A 19,230-nucleotide genomic window follows, 5' to 3' on the forward strand; every position below is an offset into this window, starting at 1 on the left:
AATCTAAATAAAAAAGAAGGCAATGCGTTGCCTTCTTTTGCTTTAAACAGAATAGCTTGCTTGATAAACCCAAGTCATAACACAGCCTTGTTCTACAACCCATCCCCCTTGATATTGTTCTAAAAGTTGATAACGCTGTTGAGTTTCTAATGTAAAAGCTAACGTTAATGTTTGATTGTCAAAATTAATATCAACAATAGATGCTTCTAAGAAATCAATATATTGCTTTGCTGTGGAATAAACTGCTTTATATAGGCTTTCTTTTACAGAGAAAATTAAGCTTACGTATCGGGCAAAATCAAAAAACTTAGCCGCCTTACAGCTCCATAAATCAAGCTCAGATGGCGTTAAAATAAGGTGTGCACTTTCTTTTGCAAATTCTGAAGTTACCCAGTGCTCGATATCAATTCCCAAATAAAGCGCGTTATTTGATAGCCCAACAATTAACTTATTTTGTGAATGACTAATACTACCCAAAATATGAGATGGCCAAATGGGCAAATGTTCATACATAGAAGTTATTGGCTGATTCAAACTGAAATGATGATTTAAAACAGCCTGTGCTAAGACCCTACCACATAAGTACTCATTTTTACGCTCGATACGCGCTTGAGCAATTTTTAGGGGATGCTCTAACTGTTGATCTATATGCAAATGCTGTGTTTTTGATAAGTCTACCCCATAACAGAATAGCCCCGATGTGAAAAAAATAGAGCTCGAAATTTCATAAATTGATTTGCTGAGTTGTTCAGGAATATATAGATAATGACTCACTGTATTTGGCTTCAAAATAAATACTTTTAATATGTTCTCTCTTATCTTAACTTACGAGCCGCAATTTAATAAATAATTATACTTATCATTTGATAATAATTATTATTTACTTATACTGTTGGGTAAATTTTGACTTTAATTTACTTATAAACATCGATTATGAAACTTATAGGACTTTTTTTGACCCTGTTAGGAGCGGTCAGTATCTATTGTAGTCATAGCAATCAAAATCTGTTGTCTCACCATCTTCCAGCTCTATTTAAGTATTTGGGTATAGTACTGTTGAGTGTTGGATTGATTGCACTCTTTGCGAGCTTACCAAAAGTTGTTGCTGCTTTCTGCTGGTTCATGCTCATCATTTTTGCATGGTCGTTTCTTCCCTTTATAGCGCTTTTTAAACGGAAATTGGTTTCATGAAAGCTAAAATTCAGTCTCCTATCCAGCCAGACTGGTGGAGTAAAACTTGTGCTGGCGGGGTTTTAGGACTAAGCCTTTCTATCGCGATTGGCAATTTAGTAGTTCTATTAGGTCGTCCTTATGTTGCCATGGATTTATTAGTGCAATTGGGAATGTGGAGTGTGCCTTGGGTTTGGATGCCTATTATGTTTGCCAGTTATTTTTTTACGACCGGACAAAAAGCACTGATCTATTTATCCATTGCGAATGCCCTAGCGTATAGCTGTATTTTCGTATTGCGGGGTTAAACATGAAAGTACGTTCAGACATTATGAAATTAGCAAAAAGCATGCATACTTGGGTGGGTGTATGTGCAGGGATTTTGCTTTTTATCTGTTTCTTTGCTGGTGGGCTTAGCATGTTTCAGCACCACATTAGTAAGTGGGCTACGCCAACGCAGCAAGTTTTACCTAAAGTTTCACCTAACCAATATAATGAGCTTATTCAAAAAGTTCAGGCTACCTATCCTGCTGCACAAAAGAACTTCACACTAAACTTAGCGTCCAATGAATTTCACTACGCACCTATTACGTGGAGTGAGCATGAACGTGGAGATGGCTTTAATGCTGCTCAGTCTACGTGGATGGCAAGCTTAGACAATAAAGGTCAGTTAATCGTTGCTCAGGAAAACTTATCTAAAGCAGGTTGGCTAATCGAACAGTTGCATGAAACAGCAGGCATACCCGGCATGGCAGGTCATCACGGATTAGGACTTTACGTGATGGGCGTGGTTTCTATTTTATATTTTCTTGCTTTACTTTCAGGAGTGATTATTCTTTTACCAACTTTGGTAAAGGATTACTTTGTCATCCGTCCTGGTAAAAATAAAAAGCGTTTTTGGTTAGATGCGCATAACGTGATTGGAATTACGAGCTTACCTTTTCACATCATTATTAGCATTAGCGTTATTGTCTTTGCTTTTCATGACTTTTTTTACGATGCGATTGGTCAGCTTGCACTCAAAGGACAGCCTGTTTTTCAGCGTTCTCCCCCAGCACTTATTCAACCAAAACAAACACAAATTGATGTGCAGCAAATATTAGCTCAAACAAAAAAAGTAGCACCTGAATATTCAGTTGACTATATCCAGTTCAGTAACCTCGATAAACCTGAAAAAGCCAATGCACGTATAGCCTTGTATAGCCCCGATCAGATGTTACGTGGCGCAAATCAAGACTTTATGCGTATGAACCCCTATGCCGTTGAGCACTTTAACCATAAAGGTATTAATACTCAGACTGATGGAGGTAATAAGTTAATCAATGCCATGTTTAGCCTACATTTTGGAAGTTTTGGGGGTACGGGCGTACGTTGGATTTATTTTGTGTTAGGTGTCGGTGGCGCTTTCCTATTTTACACAGGGAACATTCTTTGGGTTGAAACTCGTGCACGTAAACAAAAGCGTGCTGAAGATTCTGTTCCTGTCCAACGTAAAGATGTGGTGTTCCTCGCGAACTTAACTATAGGTGCATGTTTAGGGTGTGTTCTAGCTATCGTAGGCACAATGTTAGCTAGTCGTTGGCTTTTCGCTACACTCAACATTGAAAGTATAAATCACGTCTTCATGTATGGTTATTATGCGATTTTCCTACTGACTTTGATTTATACCTTTGTGATTGGCTACGCAAAAGCTTTACCACAACTGCTCTTAACCTTGGTTTTTGTGTTATTTGCGATTCCACTTACATCTCTTTTAGCTTACTTCATTCCCCAAAGTGGCTTATGGGTACATGGCGGAGAAATCTTAGTAGTTGATTTATTAGCTGTCATTTTTGCTTTCGCTTTCTGGCGTTTTTATCAACAAGCCCAAGATCGCCGAAAATCTGCTCCAACAGGTAGTTTATGGGCTAGTTAACACTATAAATCAATGACTGAAATAATGTGTGAAATATGAAAAATTATAAAACCCACATTGTTTCGGTCAGTTGTTTAATTTCTTGAATATCATGACTTACATAAATCATCGGAATTTTTATTTCCTCTTTTACCTTCTGAAAAAAAGGAATAATTTCAGCTTTATGATTCGCATCTAATGCTGATAACGGCTCATCTAGTAGTAACAGCTTAGGTGAATATAACAATGCTCGACCCAGTGCCACGCGCTGCTTTTCCCCACCTGAGAGTTTGATAGGCATACGTTGTAATAAGTGCCCTAACTTTAATAATTCAATAATGTAATCTGCTTCAAAGTGACGTTCTTGTTGGGAAAGATGCTTAAGACCAAATAATAAATTTTGCTTTACCGTTTTATGCGGAAAAAGCTGAGCATCTTGAAAAACCAATCCAACATGCCGCTTTTGCGTGCTCAAGTTAATTTTTTGATCTGAATCAAACCATGTTTGGTCCTGTATTTTAATGACTCCACTACGCGGAGTGTTCAGCCCTGCAATAGCATGTAAAATGGACGTTTTACCTGAACCGGATGCACCAAATAGCCCAATAACAGAAGCATCGGACTTGAAACTAGGCTCAATATGAAATTGCCCCATGTGTAGCTCAAAACGGCAATCAATCAACATAATCTTACCGCCCTAAGCGCTTCTTTTGATAACGATGAAACCACTGTGCAAACCATAGTGCTAAAAAAGCCACGCTTAACGATAAAACAATAAGTCGTTGAATAGCGGCCTCGGTATCGGGTTGTTGCATTAAGCTATACATGGCTAGAGGCAAAGTCCGTGTTTCATTTGAAATATTACCAACAAAAGTAATAGTGGCTCCAAACTCACCTAGACTCCGGCAAAAGCACAAAATGGCACCAATTAAAATACCACTGCTGGCAAGTGGCAATGTGACATGGAAAAATGCCCCTAAAGATGAGGCACCTAATGTCTTTGCTGCCATTTCTAAACGCTGATCGACCAGCTCAATTGCTAGTCGAATCGATTGTACCAACAGCGGAAAACCCATTACTGCGGAAGCAAGAACGGCGCCTTTCCAGTTAAATGCAAAATCAATTCCGAGTGGAGCTAAATATTGCCCAATAATCCCGCGGCTCCCAAAAACTTGTAAAAGCAAATAACCAGGCACCACTGGCGGTAATACCAAAGGTAAAAACACCAATGTTTCAATGAATGACTTACCCCAAAAGTCTTTACGTGCTAGAAACCATCCCACACAAATTGCAGGAATAATACTGACAACAAGACAACTTGCTGCAACCTTACAAGAAAGTTGCAGCACGCTGAGTTCTTCTGGGGTTAAAGAGAACATCATGGTTTAACTGGAGCTAGCACACTAAAGCCATATTTTTTAAAGACAGCTTTGGCTTGGTTGCTTTGTAAAAATTGATAGAACTTTGTTGAATTTGGAGTCTTTTTAACTATCCCTATAGGGTAAGTAATTGGCGAATGTGTATTTTCTGGAAATACGCCAGCTACAGTCACATCTTTGCTAATCGCTGCATCGGTTGCATAGACAATCCCAACCTGACATTCACCACGCGCAACAAAATTTAATGCAGCTCGAACATCTTCTGTTTCAACTAACTTCGGCTCAATACGACTCCACCAACCTAAATTGATAAAAGCTTGTTTAGCGTATTTGCCTACAGGCACACTTTTGGTATCTCCTGTACAAATCTTTCCAGTAAAGACTTTATTGGGATCAGTGGTTTTATCTAATTTTATATTTAATGGTCTTCCTTTAGGTGTAATTAAAACCAAACGGTTACCTAATAAATTTATACGGCCATTTGCTGCAACTTGTTTTTTGTTTTGTAGATAATCCATCCACTGTGTATCTGCTGAAATAAAAATATCTGCGGGCGCACCTGCTTCAATTTGCTTAGCTAAGGTCGATGAGCCTGCATATGAAGTTTTAACTTCTACTTTATTCTGTTTTTCGTAAATTTTTTCTAAATCGTTAATTGCATTCGTTAAGCTTGCTGCTGCATAAACAGTAACTGATTCAGCCTTGGCTGAGATATTAAAAACCAATCCAATGCTGAGGACTGAACAGGCTAAAGCCAAATTTTTTATCTTCGTATCACTTACCATTATTGTTACCTTTTTTGTGTTTTTTGCAGCGATATATACTCAAGAATATAGCGCTACATAAAGATTATGAAAAGCATAATTCGTTAACTATTGATGACTGGAATGTATTAGTGCTTTTGCAGCATGCACGTGATATTAAGCAAAAGCTATACCAAATTAAAAGATTTCATCGTTATGCAATCTTTTATCTTAACCTTTTAAATAATTACTCATGATTTGATAATCACGCTCTAAGGCTTGTCGAGCATTGATTTCCATTTGGCGGTAATGCTTTAAGACTTTGTGGCCCAAAGCTGTGACGGCTGCCCCACCACCATGTGTTCCACCCGTTTGTGTTTCCACTAAAGCTGTTTCAAAGCATTGATTCATGGTGTCGACCAACTGCCATGCACGGCGGTAGCTCATATTCATAGATTTTGCTGCCTGTGAGATTGAACCCGTTCTCTCAATTGCTTCAAGTAAGTCTGCCTTACCCGGACCAAATGCAATATTTTGCTCTAAAAGAATTCTAATTTGTAATTTTAAGTTTTGTTCTTTCATAGACTTAGTTCACAAAGTTTCATTTTTATGCTGCTTAACATTATAGGGAACTTTAATAGGTTAAAACACATACAAATTTAAATCTCTACTTTTTCTTCAAAAGAATTCGATTAAAAAATCAAAACTGCACAAAGTGGATAAAGATCTGGAAAAAACGGATAGAGAGGAATGCTTAATCGCGGTTCAATCAGTTAAAAGCTGATTGATTGGAGGATTGAGTAAATGACCTCATCTAATTTAAAACAATGGAATGATTTTATAGATGGATGTATCGACTTCCGTCCTAACGATGGTGTGTTTCGTATTGCACGTGACATGTTTACCGAGCCAGAACTATTTGACTTGGAAATGGAACTTATTTTTGAAAAAGTTTGGATTTACGCATGTCATGAAAGTGAAATTCCAAACAATCATGATTTCCTAACCGTTCAAATTGGCCGCCAACCGATTATTGTAAGCCGTGATGGTAAAGGCGAACTACATGCCATGGTTAATGCTTGTGAACACCGCGGTGCGACCTTAACACGCGTTGCTAAAGGCAATCAATCTACATTTACCTGCCCATTCCATGCTTGGTGTTATAAGTCAGATGGTCGCTTGGTTAAGGTAAAAGCGCCTAGTGAGTACTGTGAAGATTTTGATAAATCAAGCCGTGGTTTAAAACAAGGCCGTATTGCCAGCTATCGTGGATTTGTATTTGTCAGTCTTGATACTCAAGCAACAGATTCGCTAGAGGACTTTTTAGGCGATGCAAAACTGTTCCTTGATTTAATGGTTAACCAGTCGCCAACAGGTGAACTCGAAGTATTACAAGGTAAGTCATCTTATACCTTTGCAGGTAACTGGAAGCTACAAAATGAAAATGGTTTAGATGGCTACCATGTCAGCACTGTTCACTATAACTATGTCTCTACAGTCCAACACCGCCAGCAAGTCAATGCCTCAAAAGGTGAAGAACTCGATACACTTGACTATAGCAAGTTAGGTGCCGGTGACTCAGAAACTGACGATGGGTGGTTTAGTTTCAAAAATGGTCATAGTGTTTTATTTAGTGACATGCCAAACCCAACAGTTCGTCCGGGCTACAGCACGGTTATGCCATATATGGTCGAAAAATATGGCGAAAAATATGCTGAATGGGCAATGCATCGTTTAAGAAACTTGAACTTGTACCCTAGCCTATTTTTTATGGACCAGATTAGCTCACAACTTCGTATTGTTCGTCCTGTGGCATGGAATAAAACCGAAGTCATTAGTCAGTGTATTGGCGTTAAAGGTGAATCTGCTGAAGCACGCCGTAACCGTATTCGCCAGTTTGAAGATTTCTTTAATGTGTCGGGCCTTGGTACACCAGATGATTTAGTTGAATTCCGTGAGCAACAAAAAGGTTTTCAGGCACGACTTGAACGTTGGAGCGATATCTCTCGTGGCTGTCAGTCTTGGGAATATGGCGCGACCAAAAATTCCCAAGATTTAGGCATTCAACCCGTTATTACTGGCCGTGAATTTACCCATGAAGGACTCTATGTAAATCAACATGGACACTGGCAACGCCTAATGCTCGACGGCTTAAACAAAAAAGCGCTGAAAATGCAGGATATTACTTTTGAAAATAATGCCGTAATGGATGAGGTGTAACCATGTCACAAGAACTACATTTTGCTGTATCTCAGTTTTTGTACAAAAAAGCAGAACTTTGTGACGCTTATGACTGGGATGCCTACCTAGAGCTTTACGATGAAGATAGTGAATATCATATTCCACAGTGGATTGATGACCATAACTATGTTCAAGATCCAAATCAGGGCTTGTCTTATATCTATTATGCGGACCGTACAGGCCTTGAAGACCGTGTATTCCGTATTCGTACCGGAAAAGCAGCATCTGCAACACCGTTACCACGTACTTTGCACAGCATAAACAATATTCGAGTTAAAACACTGGAAGATGGTCTTATCGAAGCAAAAGTTGCATGGCAAACGCTTTATAACCGTCAAGGTTTAGAAGGCTGTTTTTACGGACATGCCACTTATCTTTTACGTCAAACCGCTGATAGTTTCCGTATTCGTCGTCAGCACAGCATTTTGCTGAATGACAAAATTGATTCCGTTTTAGACTTTTATCACGTTTAAGGGGAATGAAAATGGGACATTCAGTTGCACTTAACTTTGCCGATGGCAAAACCTTTTTTATTTCGGTAAATAAAGACGAATTGTTGCTTGATGCAGCAGTTCGTCAGGGAATTAACCTGCCGTTAGACTGCCGTGAAGGTGTTTGTGGTACCTGTCAGGGACAGTGTGAAACTGGTATTTATGAACAAGAATATGTCGATGAAGATGCATTAAGTGAACGTGATTTGGCCGAACGAAAAATGTTAGCTTGCCAGACCCGTGTAAAATCAGATGCAGCTTTTTATTTCGATCATGATTCTGCTATTTGCAATGCTGGCGATACATTAAAAATTGAAACCAAAGTGACTGCGGTTGAGCTGGTTTCAGAAACAACAGCAATTTTACATCTTGATGCGAGCAGTCATGCTGAACAACTTCAGTTTTTACCTGGTCAATATGCTCGTTTGCAAATACCGAATACAGAAGACTGGCGCTCTTATTCTTTTGCAAATAGACCAAACGCAACCAATCAATTGCAATTTCTCATTCGCCTCTTGCCAGACGGTGTGATGAGTAATTACCTACGTGACCGTTGTCAGGTTGGACAAAGCTTACTTATTGAAGCACCGCTTGGTAGTTTCTATTTACGTGAAGTAGAGCGACCACTGGTTTTTGTGGCGGGTGGAACAGGCTTATCGGCTTTCTTGGGAATGCTTGATAACTTGGTTGAGCAGCCTAACTCACCTGCCGTTCAGTTGTACTACGGCGTAAATAGTGAAACCGACTTGTGTGAACAACAGCGTTTACATGCCTATGCTGAACAGCTACCAAACTTTAGTTATCACCCGATTGTGACTAAGGCAACAGAAACTTGGCAAGGTAAAGCAGGCTATATCCATGAGCACCTAAATAAAGATCAACTGGCCGAGCAGGCTTTTGATATGTATTTATGTGGCCCACCACCAATGATTGAAGCCGTAAAAAATTGGTTAGATGAGCAATCTTTGCAAAACTACCGTATTTACAGCGAGAAATTTTTACAGAGCAATACATCACGTTAAAGTATAAATAGCTTAAAAATCACTAAACCTGAAATGATTCAATATACTCTTATAATGGGTATATTGAATTTTTGCAATTAAATTAAAAGTTTTTATATATCAATAATATAAATCAATAGATTCCGACAAAATAAATTGACCAGTTCGCTCGGATTTGCTATAAATTTTGATAGATCTTAAGGAATAAGATCATGATGAGATTAAGTTAAAGTACCTTTTATATCCCCCTATTCTATTTCTCGAATGTATTAAATTGATGGATAAAATCCGACTTAAAAATTTGAGAAAATCATATTAATTAGCGGTTAAATTGGTCTGTATTTTGCTTATATCTCATTGTATTTTACGCGTAACTTAATTTTTTTAAGTGCCGTATTTACTTGATGTACAGCGAAGTTTTAAAGCTTTTGTAACACAGGTAAATACAGGAGTGAGCCAAAAGGGATATATATGAACCAAGCCAACTCCCACGGACTCAATGGACGTCATTTTCAAAATGAGTCTATCTTTACTGATCATAATTTGGTGTTCGATCACCACGATTTAAGCGAAACCTGCCGAAATGTAGGCCAAATTTTTAAACCGCATGATCTTAAAATCTCTCATCAGAAGCGAGATTTCAGTGCAACTATGCACCATGTTAAAACAGGTGCGCTATCTATTAGTCGCTTAGAATATGGCGCAGATGTCATTATTGAACCAGATCATCTGGATAACTTTTACTTAATTCAAATTCCAACTCAAGGCTATGCAGAAATCGAGTTTGGTTCGCAAAAGTTTATTTCTTATTCTCAAGTTGCTTCTCTTATTTCACCTAAGCAATATTTACGTATGCGCTGGCACGCGAACTCACCGCAGCTCATTCTAAAAGTTTCAAAGGATGATTTTACATATCATTGCCGTCAACATATTGCTGATCCAGAAAATAACTTACTCGTTTTTGACCCAAAATTAGATTTTTCTACCCAAGGTGGAGCCTATTTTTTGCAGCTTGTTAGAACCTTAATGGATGCTTTAGCTTGTGAGCAGCACCCTCTCCATCATCCTTTAGCCTTTAAACAGTTTGAGTCAAATTTATTTAATGCACTCATTTATGGTCAGCCCAACAATGCATTACATAAGCTTGATCATTATAAAGAAAAAACCGTTTCTCCTTATTTTGTGAAGCGTACAGAAGCCTACATAAAAGAACATTTACATGAGCCGCTTAACGTCGAAATTCTGGCCGAGCATGCAGGCGTGAGCGTAAGAACCCTATTTACTGGTTTTAAAAATTATTTGGGGACCACCCCAATGTCTTATTTAAAAGAATTACGCTTTGAACAAGCTCATTTAGAGCTGATGCATAATGAACATCTATCGGTCACTGACGTTGCATTTAAATGGGGATTTACTCACTTAGGTCGTTTTTCTCAAGAATATAAACGCCGTTATGGTGAGTTACCTTCGTCTACTCGCCGATCTGGTCACAGTGAAGGCTTAATTACTTCAACTTTTTCTTAAACTAAAATAGATAAAAGCCTTTTATATTTGTTGATATAAAAGGCTTTTTTTTATGATTTAAAAATGATGGACATAACGAACTTGTAGTCGCGTACCTTCTGGTCGGTTTTCAGCATCTTGCTCAAAATATGCATTTGCAACCAAGTGATCATTTTTAGAAAAACTATACATCGCACCGGGACCAATTGCCCAAACTTGTTCACGTCGACCTTTGACTTTTTCACCATCGACTTCGGTATCTGTAACTTGTTTTAGCCAATAGCCATTGAGCCCTAAACGGAACTGTTCGGTAATAGCATAGTCCGTTGCAAAGTTTGCGTGAATTGCTTGCCCTGCCTGTATATCATTTGCTCCAGCAAACGCATAGCTTGGGTCATCATTCTTAAAGTTATAGAGATAATGGATACGTGTTGAAGCTGTCCATTTTGGATTAAACCAATATGTGGCAGCCCAATACGGGTCAAATGAAACGGCGTTATTACCTGGGTTAATATCTTTTTGCTGGTCGTATTCGCCAGTAGGTAAATTCACCTGAAACTCAAAACGATGTACAAACTTCGGTCCTTGTGCGCCCATGACTGGATCGAACTGAATAAAAGGCCCAATCATAATGTCCCCAAAGCCACTTTGGGCTTTAATTGCCGCATTATTCAAGCCATCATCCATGTCCATTTTACTGACAAAAGGAATTAAAAAATTCATACCTAGACTGGCTTTATCTTTTACTCGGATATTCGATAAATAACTAATCTGTTCAACCAGTACTTGATAATTTAGATCTGTTTTAGGTAAACCGAGTTTTTGTCCATTAACATCGACCAGTTTATTACTATCGTAATTTTGAAAATAGGTTTGAGCATACCAACCGGGCCCTGCGGGTAATCCACCATCGAGAAAGCTGGTCATACCTAAGTTTACGGTCGGTAAATCATAGGCATGTGCAACCAAAGGCACACCCAACAATGTCCCTGCTAAAAAGCCATGTTTAATTAAAGTGCTTTTCATCTTCTTATTTCCTATAAAAAAAATCACGACCGGATTGATCGTGATTGTGGTGAATTAATGTGCTAATTCTGGATGCTCAGCGGCAATCCGATACTTTCCTGCGTGGAATACCAATGGTTCACCTTGGCGTTGTTGGTACTGTTCAATTTGACCAATAAAAATCAGGTGATCTCCGCCTTCATACTGATTTACATTACGACAAACCAAGGTTGCGAGTGCATCCGTCAAAATTGGAACGCCTGCATTGCATTGTTGATGGGCAATGCCTGCAAATTTGTCTTCAGCACCTCGAGCAAAATGCCCCGAAAGCTGATGATGCTCTTGTGCCAACATGTGAATGGCAAAATATTCAGCTTCTACAAAATCAGGCAAACTTGGCGCCGTTTTTGAAAGGCTCCACAAAATTAATGGCGGATCTAACGACAGAGATGAAAATGAATTGGCTGTCATACCTATTTTCCGGCCATCTTTACCACGAGTGGTAATCACGGTAACGCCAGTTGCAAACTGACCAAGCAAATTACGAATTTCTCTTGGATTTTCGGCATTAATCGCTTGTAAAGCTAAAGTGTCAATTGTGTCCATTTTTAAATCTCCCTTTGATATTTTGACCTTAGGCCACTTTTGCTGTGTTTTTTGAAGCTAAGAATGCTTGAGCCTGATTTGCATCAAACCACCACGGAGCAAAGGCGCGCGGGTCATCAAAGTTATTGGCCATAATTGAAGCAATGCTCTGGTTTTGGCTTGCAGCTGCTAATAGCTCAACAACATGCGGTTGTGGCGGTACGAGCAAGCTATTGGTCCAAGCCACGACTTTTTCTGCATAAGCCCAATAGCGTTCAAAAGTTTGAACCATCCATTGTTCGCTAAAGCTTTGATTATCATTGGCTAAAATGGCATCAAAATAGATCTTGCTACACTTAGCCGCATTGTTTGAGCCTTGACCAGTAATTGGATCATTGACCACTAAGGCATCTGCCATACCAAAAATTTTCTTGCCAGACGGTAAGGTTAAAACGGGTTTGCGTACGGTCGGTGGAAAACGCCCTGCCAAATAACCGCCAGCATCGGTTATCTCAACATTTGCGCAGCGTTCATATTCCCAAGGCACAAATTTCTTGAGTAAGTCCAGACTACATTGCAGGTGCTGTTCTGGTGTTTTGACATCTTGCCAGCAGTCCATTGGCCCATTTGGAATTCCTTCAAATACCATAATGTCGCAAGGGCCATTCACGGTAAGTGCCGGAAAAGAAAAGTACTCACCGACTTCTGGAATAATGTTAAAAGTCACACGTGAATAAGGTGAAATTGGCTTCATGTTTTTGACGTAGGTCAATGCCAAAGCGCGCTGCGGTTTATCGAAAACACTTCGTGCATCATCACGCTCAAACTGTTTAACAACTTCACCTTTACCAGCCGCGAGTAATACAAGCTCGTAGTCGTTTGCGAGTTGTTCTAACTCTTCTATTCCAACATCTTGTATCACCAATCGACCGCCACGGCGTTCAAATTCTTCCATCCAATATGGCATTTTGACGCGTTGATCGACCGATTGAGCGTAGCGCTCAAGACGAGCACTCCATTCAAATGCTTTGCCACCATTTTCAGGATTGACTAAAGCCAGCCCAATACCTTCTACTGCTGGACATTGTTCTTCCCAAAAATTTAAACCTAAGTCACGTTCAGTTTGTAAAGCGGTATGAAACATACACTGGCTTGACATAACTTTACCTTGACGGATTTCGTCGGCAGTTCGGTTGGTAATCATGGTTACCTCGTAACCTGTATCTAATAACCCCAAACCAAGCTGTAAACCAGACTGTCCTGCTCCAACAATTGCAATACGGCGCATAATCTTCTCCATAATTTTCTAAATGTGCTTTTAAAACGCTGTGCTATTCGGCTAAACGTGGAATAGCGGGCTGTGATCCTTCAGGGCCCATTACTGAATAGCCACCGTCGACTGCGTAATCTGCTCCGGTGACAAAACTCGCAGCGGGTGACAATAAAAACAAAACAACATTGGCGACTTCTTCGGGATGACCCAATCGGCCTAGCAAGTGATAATCGGCTGCCACGCTATCGGCTTTTTCACGGTTATTGCCGCTGACTTCTGCAATGACTCGTGACCATGTCCAACCCGGTGAAACAGAATTGACGCGAATACCATCGGCAGCAAAATCCATTGCCATACTTTGTGTGAGTTGACGTATCGCGGCTTTAGAAACTGGATATAACCAGCGTCCTGTTTGTGCCACTTTGGCCGAGATAGAAGTAAAATTGACAATTGAACCTTGCTGCTTTTTTAAGTCATTGTATAAAGCACGGCTCAGCTCAACGGTAGAGACCAAATTAAGATCGAGTGCTTGTAACCAGTCCTGACGTGAAGATTTAAAACCGTCATCTAAATATGTACATGCCAGATTGACCAAGTAACTCACTTCACCTAAATGTTGACGAATATCTGCCACAGCTTGTTGAATAGCGGCATCACTGGTTAAATCGGTTTGAATAAACATCACGTCATGGTTAAAGCTTTCGGCAATTGCCTTGCCTTTGGTATCAATATCTAAGATAGCGACATGAGCACCTGCACTGACTAAGGCTTGTACAACAGCTTTACCAATCAGTGTTGCACCGCCGCTCACCACAGCGACTTTTCCTTTTAAATTTATATTCATTGCAAATACTCCTTAACTAACTGGCTTGCCTTCACTACTTGACCAAGATGGCATCAAAGTATTGGAAGGAAGATCTTCATCAAGAAGTTTTCGCGCGGTCTCAACACCTGCAACGGGTAAGCCTGTTGGGTCTAATAAACCAATTTGAACGAGTACCGACGCTTGGTCCCAGTAAATATGCTCATGGCACAGCTTTGAACCTCTGAACTGAATTACACCTAACATTGGAATTTCGACATATTTACCAGTCGGTTTTACACCCGGTAATAACCAGTCAATTTCTGCGTCGTGGGTAAAGCTCATAATAAACTCGTCTACCACTTGCGTTGAGCCAACCGTACGAGAGATCGAAGTGATCTTCATATCTTTTGGGTTTTGATGAACAAAGTGATATTGATAAAAACGAGCAAGCTGGCTTTGGCCTACACCACCAGTCAAAGTTGGAATATGGTTGACATAAGGCTCCGCGACCATTGTTGCCATGGTTGCTGGTACGTCACGCGTATCGAACTCATGACGAATATGCTCTTCCCATAGTGCGACCAGGTCATATTTCGGCCCAATCGTTTCATGTAGAGCTGTTACTGTACGCTCGTGAGCAAAGCGTGCTGAAGGTTTGTGGTAATGGTTGCTTTTTGGTCGTGCAAAGGCATGATCAACACCTTCATAAACATAGGCTTTTACATTTAAATATTGGTTGGCTGCATCGACAATCGCTTGTCTCGCATCTGGCGGTGTAAATTGGTCCAGTTCAGCAATATGTAAAACCAAGCGCCCTTTTACGTTAGCTAAGTCATCTAACGCTTTTTCAATGCCTACACCGTAATAACCTATGGCACATGCCACTTCCGAAAGTCTGCAGCCTGCCAAATAAGCTAGCTTTCCACCTAAACAATAGCCAACCACGCCGAGACCTGTAGAGGTATCACATTCTGGTCGTGTCTTTAAAAAAGCTAAGCTGTCTTGAATATCTTCAACACCGAGGTTTTCGTCATATTGCTGATAAAGTTCAAAAGCTTTTTGAAAATCTTCTGGTGTGTAACCCAGTTCAATATTAGGTGCTACACGCCAAAATAAATCAGGAACCAAAACGGTATAGCCTTCTTCTGCAAGAAAATCTGCCTTTTCCCGCATTGCTGCATTCACCCCAAAGATTTCCTGACAAAGCACCACACCGGGTCCTTTTCCTGTTTCTGGTGTCGCTAGATATGCACCGAACTGCTTTCCAGATGCAGTTTGAATTTGAATGGTTTGACCAGCCATAGTGTCAACTCCTGACATTGTTATGGCTTTATCTTCTATCTGAAAATTTTTTTAGACTGTCCAAAAGCTGCAAGCACTATCCAATCTCTGCGCAATTATCAAAATCAATCAAACTGGATGGAAAAATTAAAAATAAGAAACACCTATATTTCAAACGATTAAATTAAAAAATGAAATGAATGTTTTTTATCTCATTTGGAAAAAATGGATGAATATTCGGACTTATTGGATAGTGAATATTGGTTAAAAATAGTTCAATTAAAGACACAGGTTTTGTAACTAATACATTGAATTACTCAGGGAATTAAATAATTTTAAGAAGGAATACATATGAAAACGATAGATGCAAACACGATTATCAATCGCGAAAAACTGTCTCCACTACAGTGGATAGTTTTTATCCTAGGCTTTTTTGTCTTTTTCTGTGATGGTCTAGATACAGGAATTATTGGTTTTGTTGCACCGGCATTATTGGATGATTGGGGAATTACCAAGCCTCAACTTGCTCCCGTTTTAAGTGCTGCTTTAGTCGGTATGTCAATTGGTGCAATCATTTCGGGCCCCTTAGCCGATAAATTTGGCCGTAAAGGTGTTATTGTTTTTACAAGCCTTTTGTTCTCAATATTTACGATTTTGTGTGGCTTTGCTAATTCAACTCAAGACTTAATGATTTATCGCTTTATTACTGGCGTAGGTTTAGGCGCAGCTATGCCAAACATTAGTACCATTGTCTCAGAATATATGCCTGTAAAACGTAAAGCATTTCTCACAGGTCTTGCTGGCTGTGGATTTATGCTGGGTATTTCTTGTGGCGGTGTGTTATCAGCTTATCTGTTAGAAAGCTATGGCTGGGCCAAAGTGATTATTATTGGCGGAAGTATTCCCCTCATTTTAGTGGTTGCTTTATTACTTAAATTACCTGAATCAACTCAATACTTAATTACATGTCATCAACAAGATAAAGCGCAGCGTATTTTAGAAAATATTCAAGGCCATTCCTTCCAAGAACCGGTAAAACTTATTTTAGCTCAAGCAGAAAATCCTTCAGATGAAAATCCAGTTAAAGTGGTTTTAGGAAAATATCTGTGGGGTTCAAGCATGCTTTGGATCTGCTGTTTTACCAGTCTTTTGGTGTTCTATCTTTTAACAAGCTGGATGCCAACGATTTTAAAAACAGCAGGTTTTAGTACCCAACAGTTTAGTTTAATTGCTGCGATTTTCCCTTTTGGCGGTGTAATTGGCGCAACCATTATGGGATGGTACATGGATAAACTAAACCCAACTACAGTGATTAAATATTCATATTTCATCGCTTTCAGCCTATTTATTGTTGCTGGTCTAGTGAGCTCAAATATTTTCTTATTAGGCCTTACTATCTTCTTAATTGGTGCATTACTGGCTGGTGCACAGTCTTCATTACTGCCACTTGCAGCTATGTTCTACCCAGCGGTATGCCGCGCGGTTGGTGTTTCATGGATGCATGGTATTGGTCGTATTGGTGCAATTTTAGGTGCATTCTTTGGCTCACTCATTTTCACCTTTAACTTAAGTTTAAGCGGTATTTTCTTTATTCTCGCTTTACCAACTTTCATCTCATTTATTGCACTTAGCCTGAAAGTGATTTATGAAAAATCTAAACACAAACAAGTGTTAAAACTTGAAGAAAGTCTATAAATATTAAGCAATAAATAAAAAACTGATTTAATTACTTAAATCAGTTTTTTATTGCGAAAGTTAAATATCAGAAAATTTTACCTTTAGTCTCACTTGGGTTTTCTCCAAATTCTTCACGATATTCTTGAGAAAAACGGCTTAAATGGTTAAAGCCCCAGTCATATGCAAGCTTTGAAATAGAAATCTTTTTATCTGCTCCTGTGGTACTCAAGATTTTATAAATTTGTTGGAGTCGATATTTTTTCAAATACGACATTGGGCTGGTGCCGTAGTATTGTTGAAATTCGTCATACAATTTTGATTTTGAAACCCCAGCCAGACGCTGCAAGTCTTCTGCACAGATTTCTTCATGAGCATGTTCAATAATAAAATTACGAACCTTACGGATATAAGCTGGCTCATCTTGATGTGAAAGTGACTTTAAAGCTTCAGAGTAGTTGTTTTCTTGAGATAATAGTAAGGCTTTAATTACAAAATTTTCATAGTCTTCAGATAACATCTGTAAACCATAAAAATTGCTATATTGCGATTTTAGCTGTAAAAAATTCTGAATATTCTTCCACCACGCTCCAATCAGTTGCTCAGAGTCTAAGTGCATTTCAGGATTAAAAATGATAGGCGTTTCTATAGGTTTATTGAGTAGATCCGCAAGGACAATCTGCATACTCCGCTCAGGAATAACCACCTGAAATTTTCTACAGTCTTTATCGATAATCAGATCTTGCTGGTCGTTATTTGAAACAATAAGGCCTCTGTTTTCATCAGATTGATAATGTGCACCACGAATGTTGAGAGCTTGTCGCCCCTGTATAGGTAAACTAATGCTATACGCTTTTAAATTTGAGATGTTAATAGCAACGTTAGCACCATAACTAATTGTGCCGATTGCCATTTTTTTATTAGGCAAACGCATTCCGTCATAGTGGAAATCGAGATTGTCTTTGTAAATCGTGTCTAGACGGTGTTCACCACAAATTGTGGACATCAGATTCTGCGCAAATTCAGCTTTGCGTGAATAATGATTGAGTTCCATCTGTTGGCTGAGTGATATCATATCCTTTTCACCTAGCTAAAACTTATTGCTAAAAAAGCAACTTGTATGCCAATTAATACCCTTTAATTGACGAGTTTTCCTGAAAGTATTTAATCAGGACATGCGTAAATATTACTTTCTCATACTCTATTAAATTTTAAAAATGGAAATAAGTTAAATACCTTTAAAGTATAAATTTATACCTTAACGAACTTATTTTATTGGTTTTTTTATAACGAGTTATAGTAGAGATAAAGCATTATTTTGAACAGTAGATGATCGTAAATTTTTAATGAATAAAAAACCGCTTATATAAAATAAGCGGTTTTTATAAAACAATTAAATTATTGGGCCGTATAACCGCCATCCATCACGACAGCTTGACCTGTTACCCCACCTGCTTTTTCACTTGCGAGGAAAATTGCATAGTCAGCGATTTCTTCAACAGATAGCAAACGCTTTTGAGGAACCATTGCCAAAATTATATCTTCAAGTGCACTGTCTAAACTTACATTACGGGTTTTAGCCAAATCTGCAATTTGCCCACGAACCAATGGTGTATCTACATACCCCGGACATAAAGCATTTACTGTAATACCGTCACGTGCACATTCTAATGCGGCAACTTTTGTTAGACCAATTACGCCGTGTTTAGCACTGTTATAGCCTGCCTTTCCAGCGAAACCAATCAAGCCATTAATTGAAGCCATATTAATAATACGACCATATTTTTGAGCTTTCATGATTGGGAAAACATGTTTAATACCAATAAATGCCCCTGTTAACATAACCTGAACTAACTTTTGAAAAACGGCCGTTGGAAACTCTTCAATAGGCGCAACATGTTGGAAACCAGCATTATTAATTAAGATATCAACCGTACCAAAGGTCTTTTGAGTCAGCTCAATTGCTTGTTTATAAGCGTCTTCATCAGTTACATCACATGGTGCAGATAAGGCATCAAAACCTTGCTCTTTAAGTGAGTTCGCCGTTTCTTGGCATTTTTCGGCATTCATATCAGAAATGACAACTTTGGCACCTTCTTGAGCAAATTTCTTAGCAATCTCTAGACCGATACCACTTGCAGAACCTGTAATAAAAGCAACTTTACCGTCTAAAAGTTTAGTCATC

The 19,230-nt window shown here is 39.0% G+C and carries 19 protein-coding genes; 7 read left to right on the top strand and 12 right to left on the bottom strand.

The features are described 5' to 3' along the window. Positions 1 to 42: 42 nt before the first annotated feature. Positions 43 to 774: a 4'-phosphopantetheinyl transferase family protein gene (locus F984_RS09315; protein WP_004708811.1), complete on the bottom strand. Its 732-nt coding sequence runs from the start codon at positions 772 to 774 to the stop codon at positions 43 to 45. Between the two features lie 413 nt (positions 775 to 1,187). On the opposite strand from F984_RS09315, the gene F984_RS09320 reads away from it, so the two are divergent. Continuing rightward, positions 1,188 to 1,478, top strand: coding sequence for a hypothetical protein (locus F984_RS09320; protein ID WP_004708813.1), 291 nt, complete (start codon positions 1,188 to 1,190; stop codon positions 1,476 to 1,478). A 2-nt stretch (positions 1,479 to 1,480) separates the two neighbouring features. Beyond that, entirely contained in the window at positions 1,481 to 3,085 is a 1,605-nt protein-coding gene (locus F984_RS09325; protein ID WP_004708814.1) for a PepSY-associated TM helix domain-containing protein, read from the top strand. A gap of 43 nt (positions 3,086 to 3,128) precedes the next feature. On the opposite strand, the gene F984_RS09330 is transcribed toward F984_RS09325, so the two are convergent. The 4 genes from F984_RS09330 to F984_RS09345 form a co-directional block, all read right to left on the bottom strand. Then, positions 3,129 to 3,749, bottom strand: coding sequence for an ATP-binding cassette domain-containing protein (locus tag F984_RS09330; protein WP_025469301.1), 621 nt, complete (start codon positions 3,747 to 3,749; stop codon positions 3,129 to 3,131). Positions 3,750 to 3,753: 4 nt separating this feature from the next. Further along, complete coding sequence (modB, locus tag F984_RS09335) at positions 3,754 to 4,446, bottom strand: molybdate ABC transporter permease subunit (RefSeq protein ID WP_000971578.1); 693 nt, start codon at positions 4,444 to 4,446, stop codon at positions 3,754 to 3,756. Beyond that, positions 4,443 to 5,228, bottom strand: a complete 786-nt coding sequence (modA, locus tag F984_RS09340; RefSeq protein WP_004708819.1) for a molybdate ABC transporter substrate-binding protein — start codon at positions 5,226 to 5,228, stop codon at positions 4,443 to 4,445. The genes modB and modA overlap by 4 nt, the downstream gene beginning before the upstream one ends. Before the next feature lie 189 nt (positions 5,229 to 5,417). Continuing rightward, entirely contained in the window at positions 5,418 to 5,768 is a 351-nt protein-coding gene (locus tag F984_RS09345) for a winged helix-turn-helix domain-containing protein (RefSeq protein WP_004708820.1), read from the bottom strand. A 222-nt stretch (positions 5,769 to 5,990) separates the two neighbouring features. Here F984_RS09345 and antA point away from each other — a divergent pair, with 222 nt between their 5' ends. The 4 genes from antA (at position 5,991) to F984_RS09365 (ending at position 10,443) form a co-directional block, all read left to right on the top strand. Then, positions 5,991 to 7,406: an anthranilate 1,2-dioxygenase large subunit gene (gene antA / locus F984_RS09350; RefSeq protein WP_000204407.1), complete on the top strand. Its 1,416-nt coding sequence runs from the start codon at positions 5,991 to 5,993 to the stop codon at positions 7,404 to 7,406. A 2-nt stretch (positions 7,407 to 7,408) separates the two neighbouring features. Then, the gene (gene antB / locus F984_RS09355) at positions 7,409 to 7,900 is read left to right on the top strand and encodes an anthranilate 1,2-dioxygenase small subunit (RefSeq protein WP_000076814.1); all 492 of its coding nucleotides are present in this window, start codon (positions 7,409 to 7,411) and stop codon (positions 7,898 to 7,900) included. 5 nt (positions 7,901 to 7,905) lie between these two features. Continuing rightward, a complete protein-coding gene (gene antC / locus F984_RS09360) occupies positions 7,906 to 8,940 on the top strand; it encodes an anthranilate 1,2-dioxygenase electron transfer component AntC (RefSeq protein WP_080631544.1) in 1,035 nt (344 codons plus the stop codon). A gap of 450 nt (positions 8,941 to 9,390) precedes the next feature. Next, complete coding sequence (locus tag F984_RS09365; protein WP_004708826.1) at positions 9,391 to 10,443, top strand: AraC family transcriptional regulator; 1,053 nt, start codon at positions 9,391 to 9,393, stop codon at positions 10,441 to 10,443. Positions 10,444 to 10,500: 57 nt separating this feature from the next. Here F984_RS09365 and F984_RS09370 read toward each other — a convergent pair whose 3' ends face one another. From F984_RS09370 to F984_RS09390, 5 genes are read right to left on the bottom strand one after another with little or no spacing between them, the layout of a single operon-like run. Beyond that, positions 10,501 to 11,448, bottom strand: coding sequence for a SphA family protein (locus tag F984_RS09370; protein ID WP_004708827.1), 948 nt, complete (start codon positions 11,446 to 11,448; stop codon positions 10,501 to 10,503). A 54-nt stretch (positions 11,449 to 11,502) separates the two neighbouring features. Further along, positions 11,503 to 12,033 (bottom strand): flavin reductase family protein, encoded by a 531-nt coding sequence (locus tag F984_RS09375; protein ID WP_000379602.1) that lies wholly within the window; start codon positions 12,031 to 12,033, stop codon positions 11,503 to 11,505. A gap of 28 nt (positions 12,034 to 12,061) precedes the next feature. Then, positions 12,062 to 13,300 carry a styrene monooxygenase/indole monooxygenase family protein gene (locus F984_RS09380; RefSeq protein WP_004708830.1) on the bottom strand — a complete coding sequence of 413 codons (1,239 nt, stop codon included), beginning with the start codon at positions 13,298 to 13,300 and terminating at the stop codon, positions 12,062 to 12,064. Between the two features lie 43 nt (positions 13,301 to 13,343). After that, entirely contained in the window at positions 13,344 to 14,129 is a 786-nt protein-coding gene (locus tag F984_RS09385; protein WP_004708832.1) for an SDR family oxidoreductase, read from the bottom strand. A 12-nt stretch (positions 14,130 to 14,141) separates the two neighbouring features. After that, positions 14,142 to 15,392 carry a dienelactone hydrolase family protein gene (locus tag F984_RS09390; RefSeq protein ID WP_004708833.1) on the bottom strand — a complete coding sequence of 417 codons (1,251 nt, stop codon included), beginning with the start codon at positions 15,390 to 15,392 and terminating at the stop codon, positions 14,142 to 14,144. Between the two features lie 330 nt (positions 15,393 to 15,722). Between F984_RS09390 and F984_RS09395 the strand changes: the two genes are divergently transcribed. Next, the gene (locus F984_RS09395; RefSeq protein WP_004708835.1) at positions 15,723 to 17,066 is read left to right on the top strand and encodes an MFS transporter; all 1,344 of its coding nucleotides are present in this window, start codon (positions 15,723 to 15,725) and stop codon (positions 17,064 to 17,066) included. Between the two features lie 67 nt (positions 17,067 to 17,133). Here F984_RS09395 and F984_RS09400 read toward each other — a convergent pair whose 3' ends face one another. Together F984_RS09400 and F984_RS09405 are read right to left on the bottom strand one after the other, a co-directional pair. Then, positions 17,134 to 18,120, bottom strand: coding sequence for an AraC family transcriptional regulator (locus tag F984_RS09400; protein WP_004708836.1), 987 nt, complete (start codon positions 18,118 to 18,120; stop codon positions 17,134 to 17,136). 323 nt (positions 18,121 to 18,443) lie between these two features. Beyond that, positions 18,444 to 19,229: a 3-hydroxybutyrate dehydrogenase gene (locus tag F984_RS09405; RefSeq protein ID WP_004708839.1), complete on the bottom strand. Its 786-nt coding sequence runs from the start codon at positions 19,227 to 19,229 to the stop codon at positions 18,444 to 18,446. Position 19,230 lies beyond the last annotated feature (1 nt).

Source organism: Acinetobacter nosocomialis NIPH 2119 (assembly GCF_000368085.1).
GTDB lineage: Bacteria > Pseudomonadota > Gammaproteobacteria > Pseudomonadales > Moraxellaceae > Acinetobacter > Acinetobacter nosocomialis.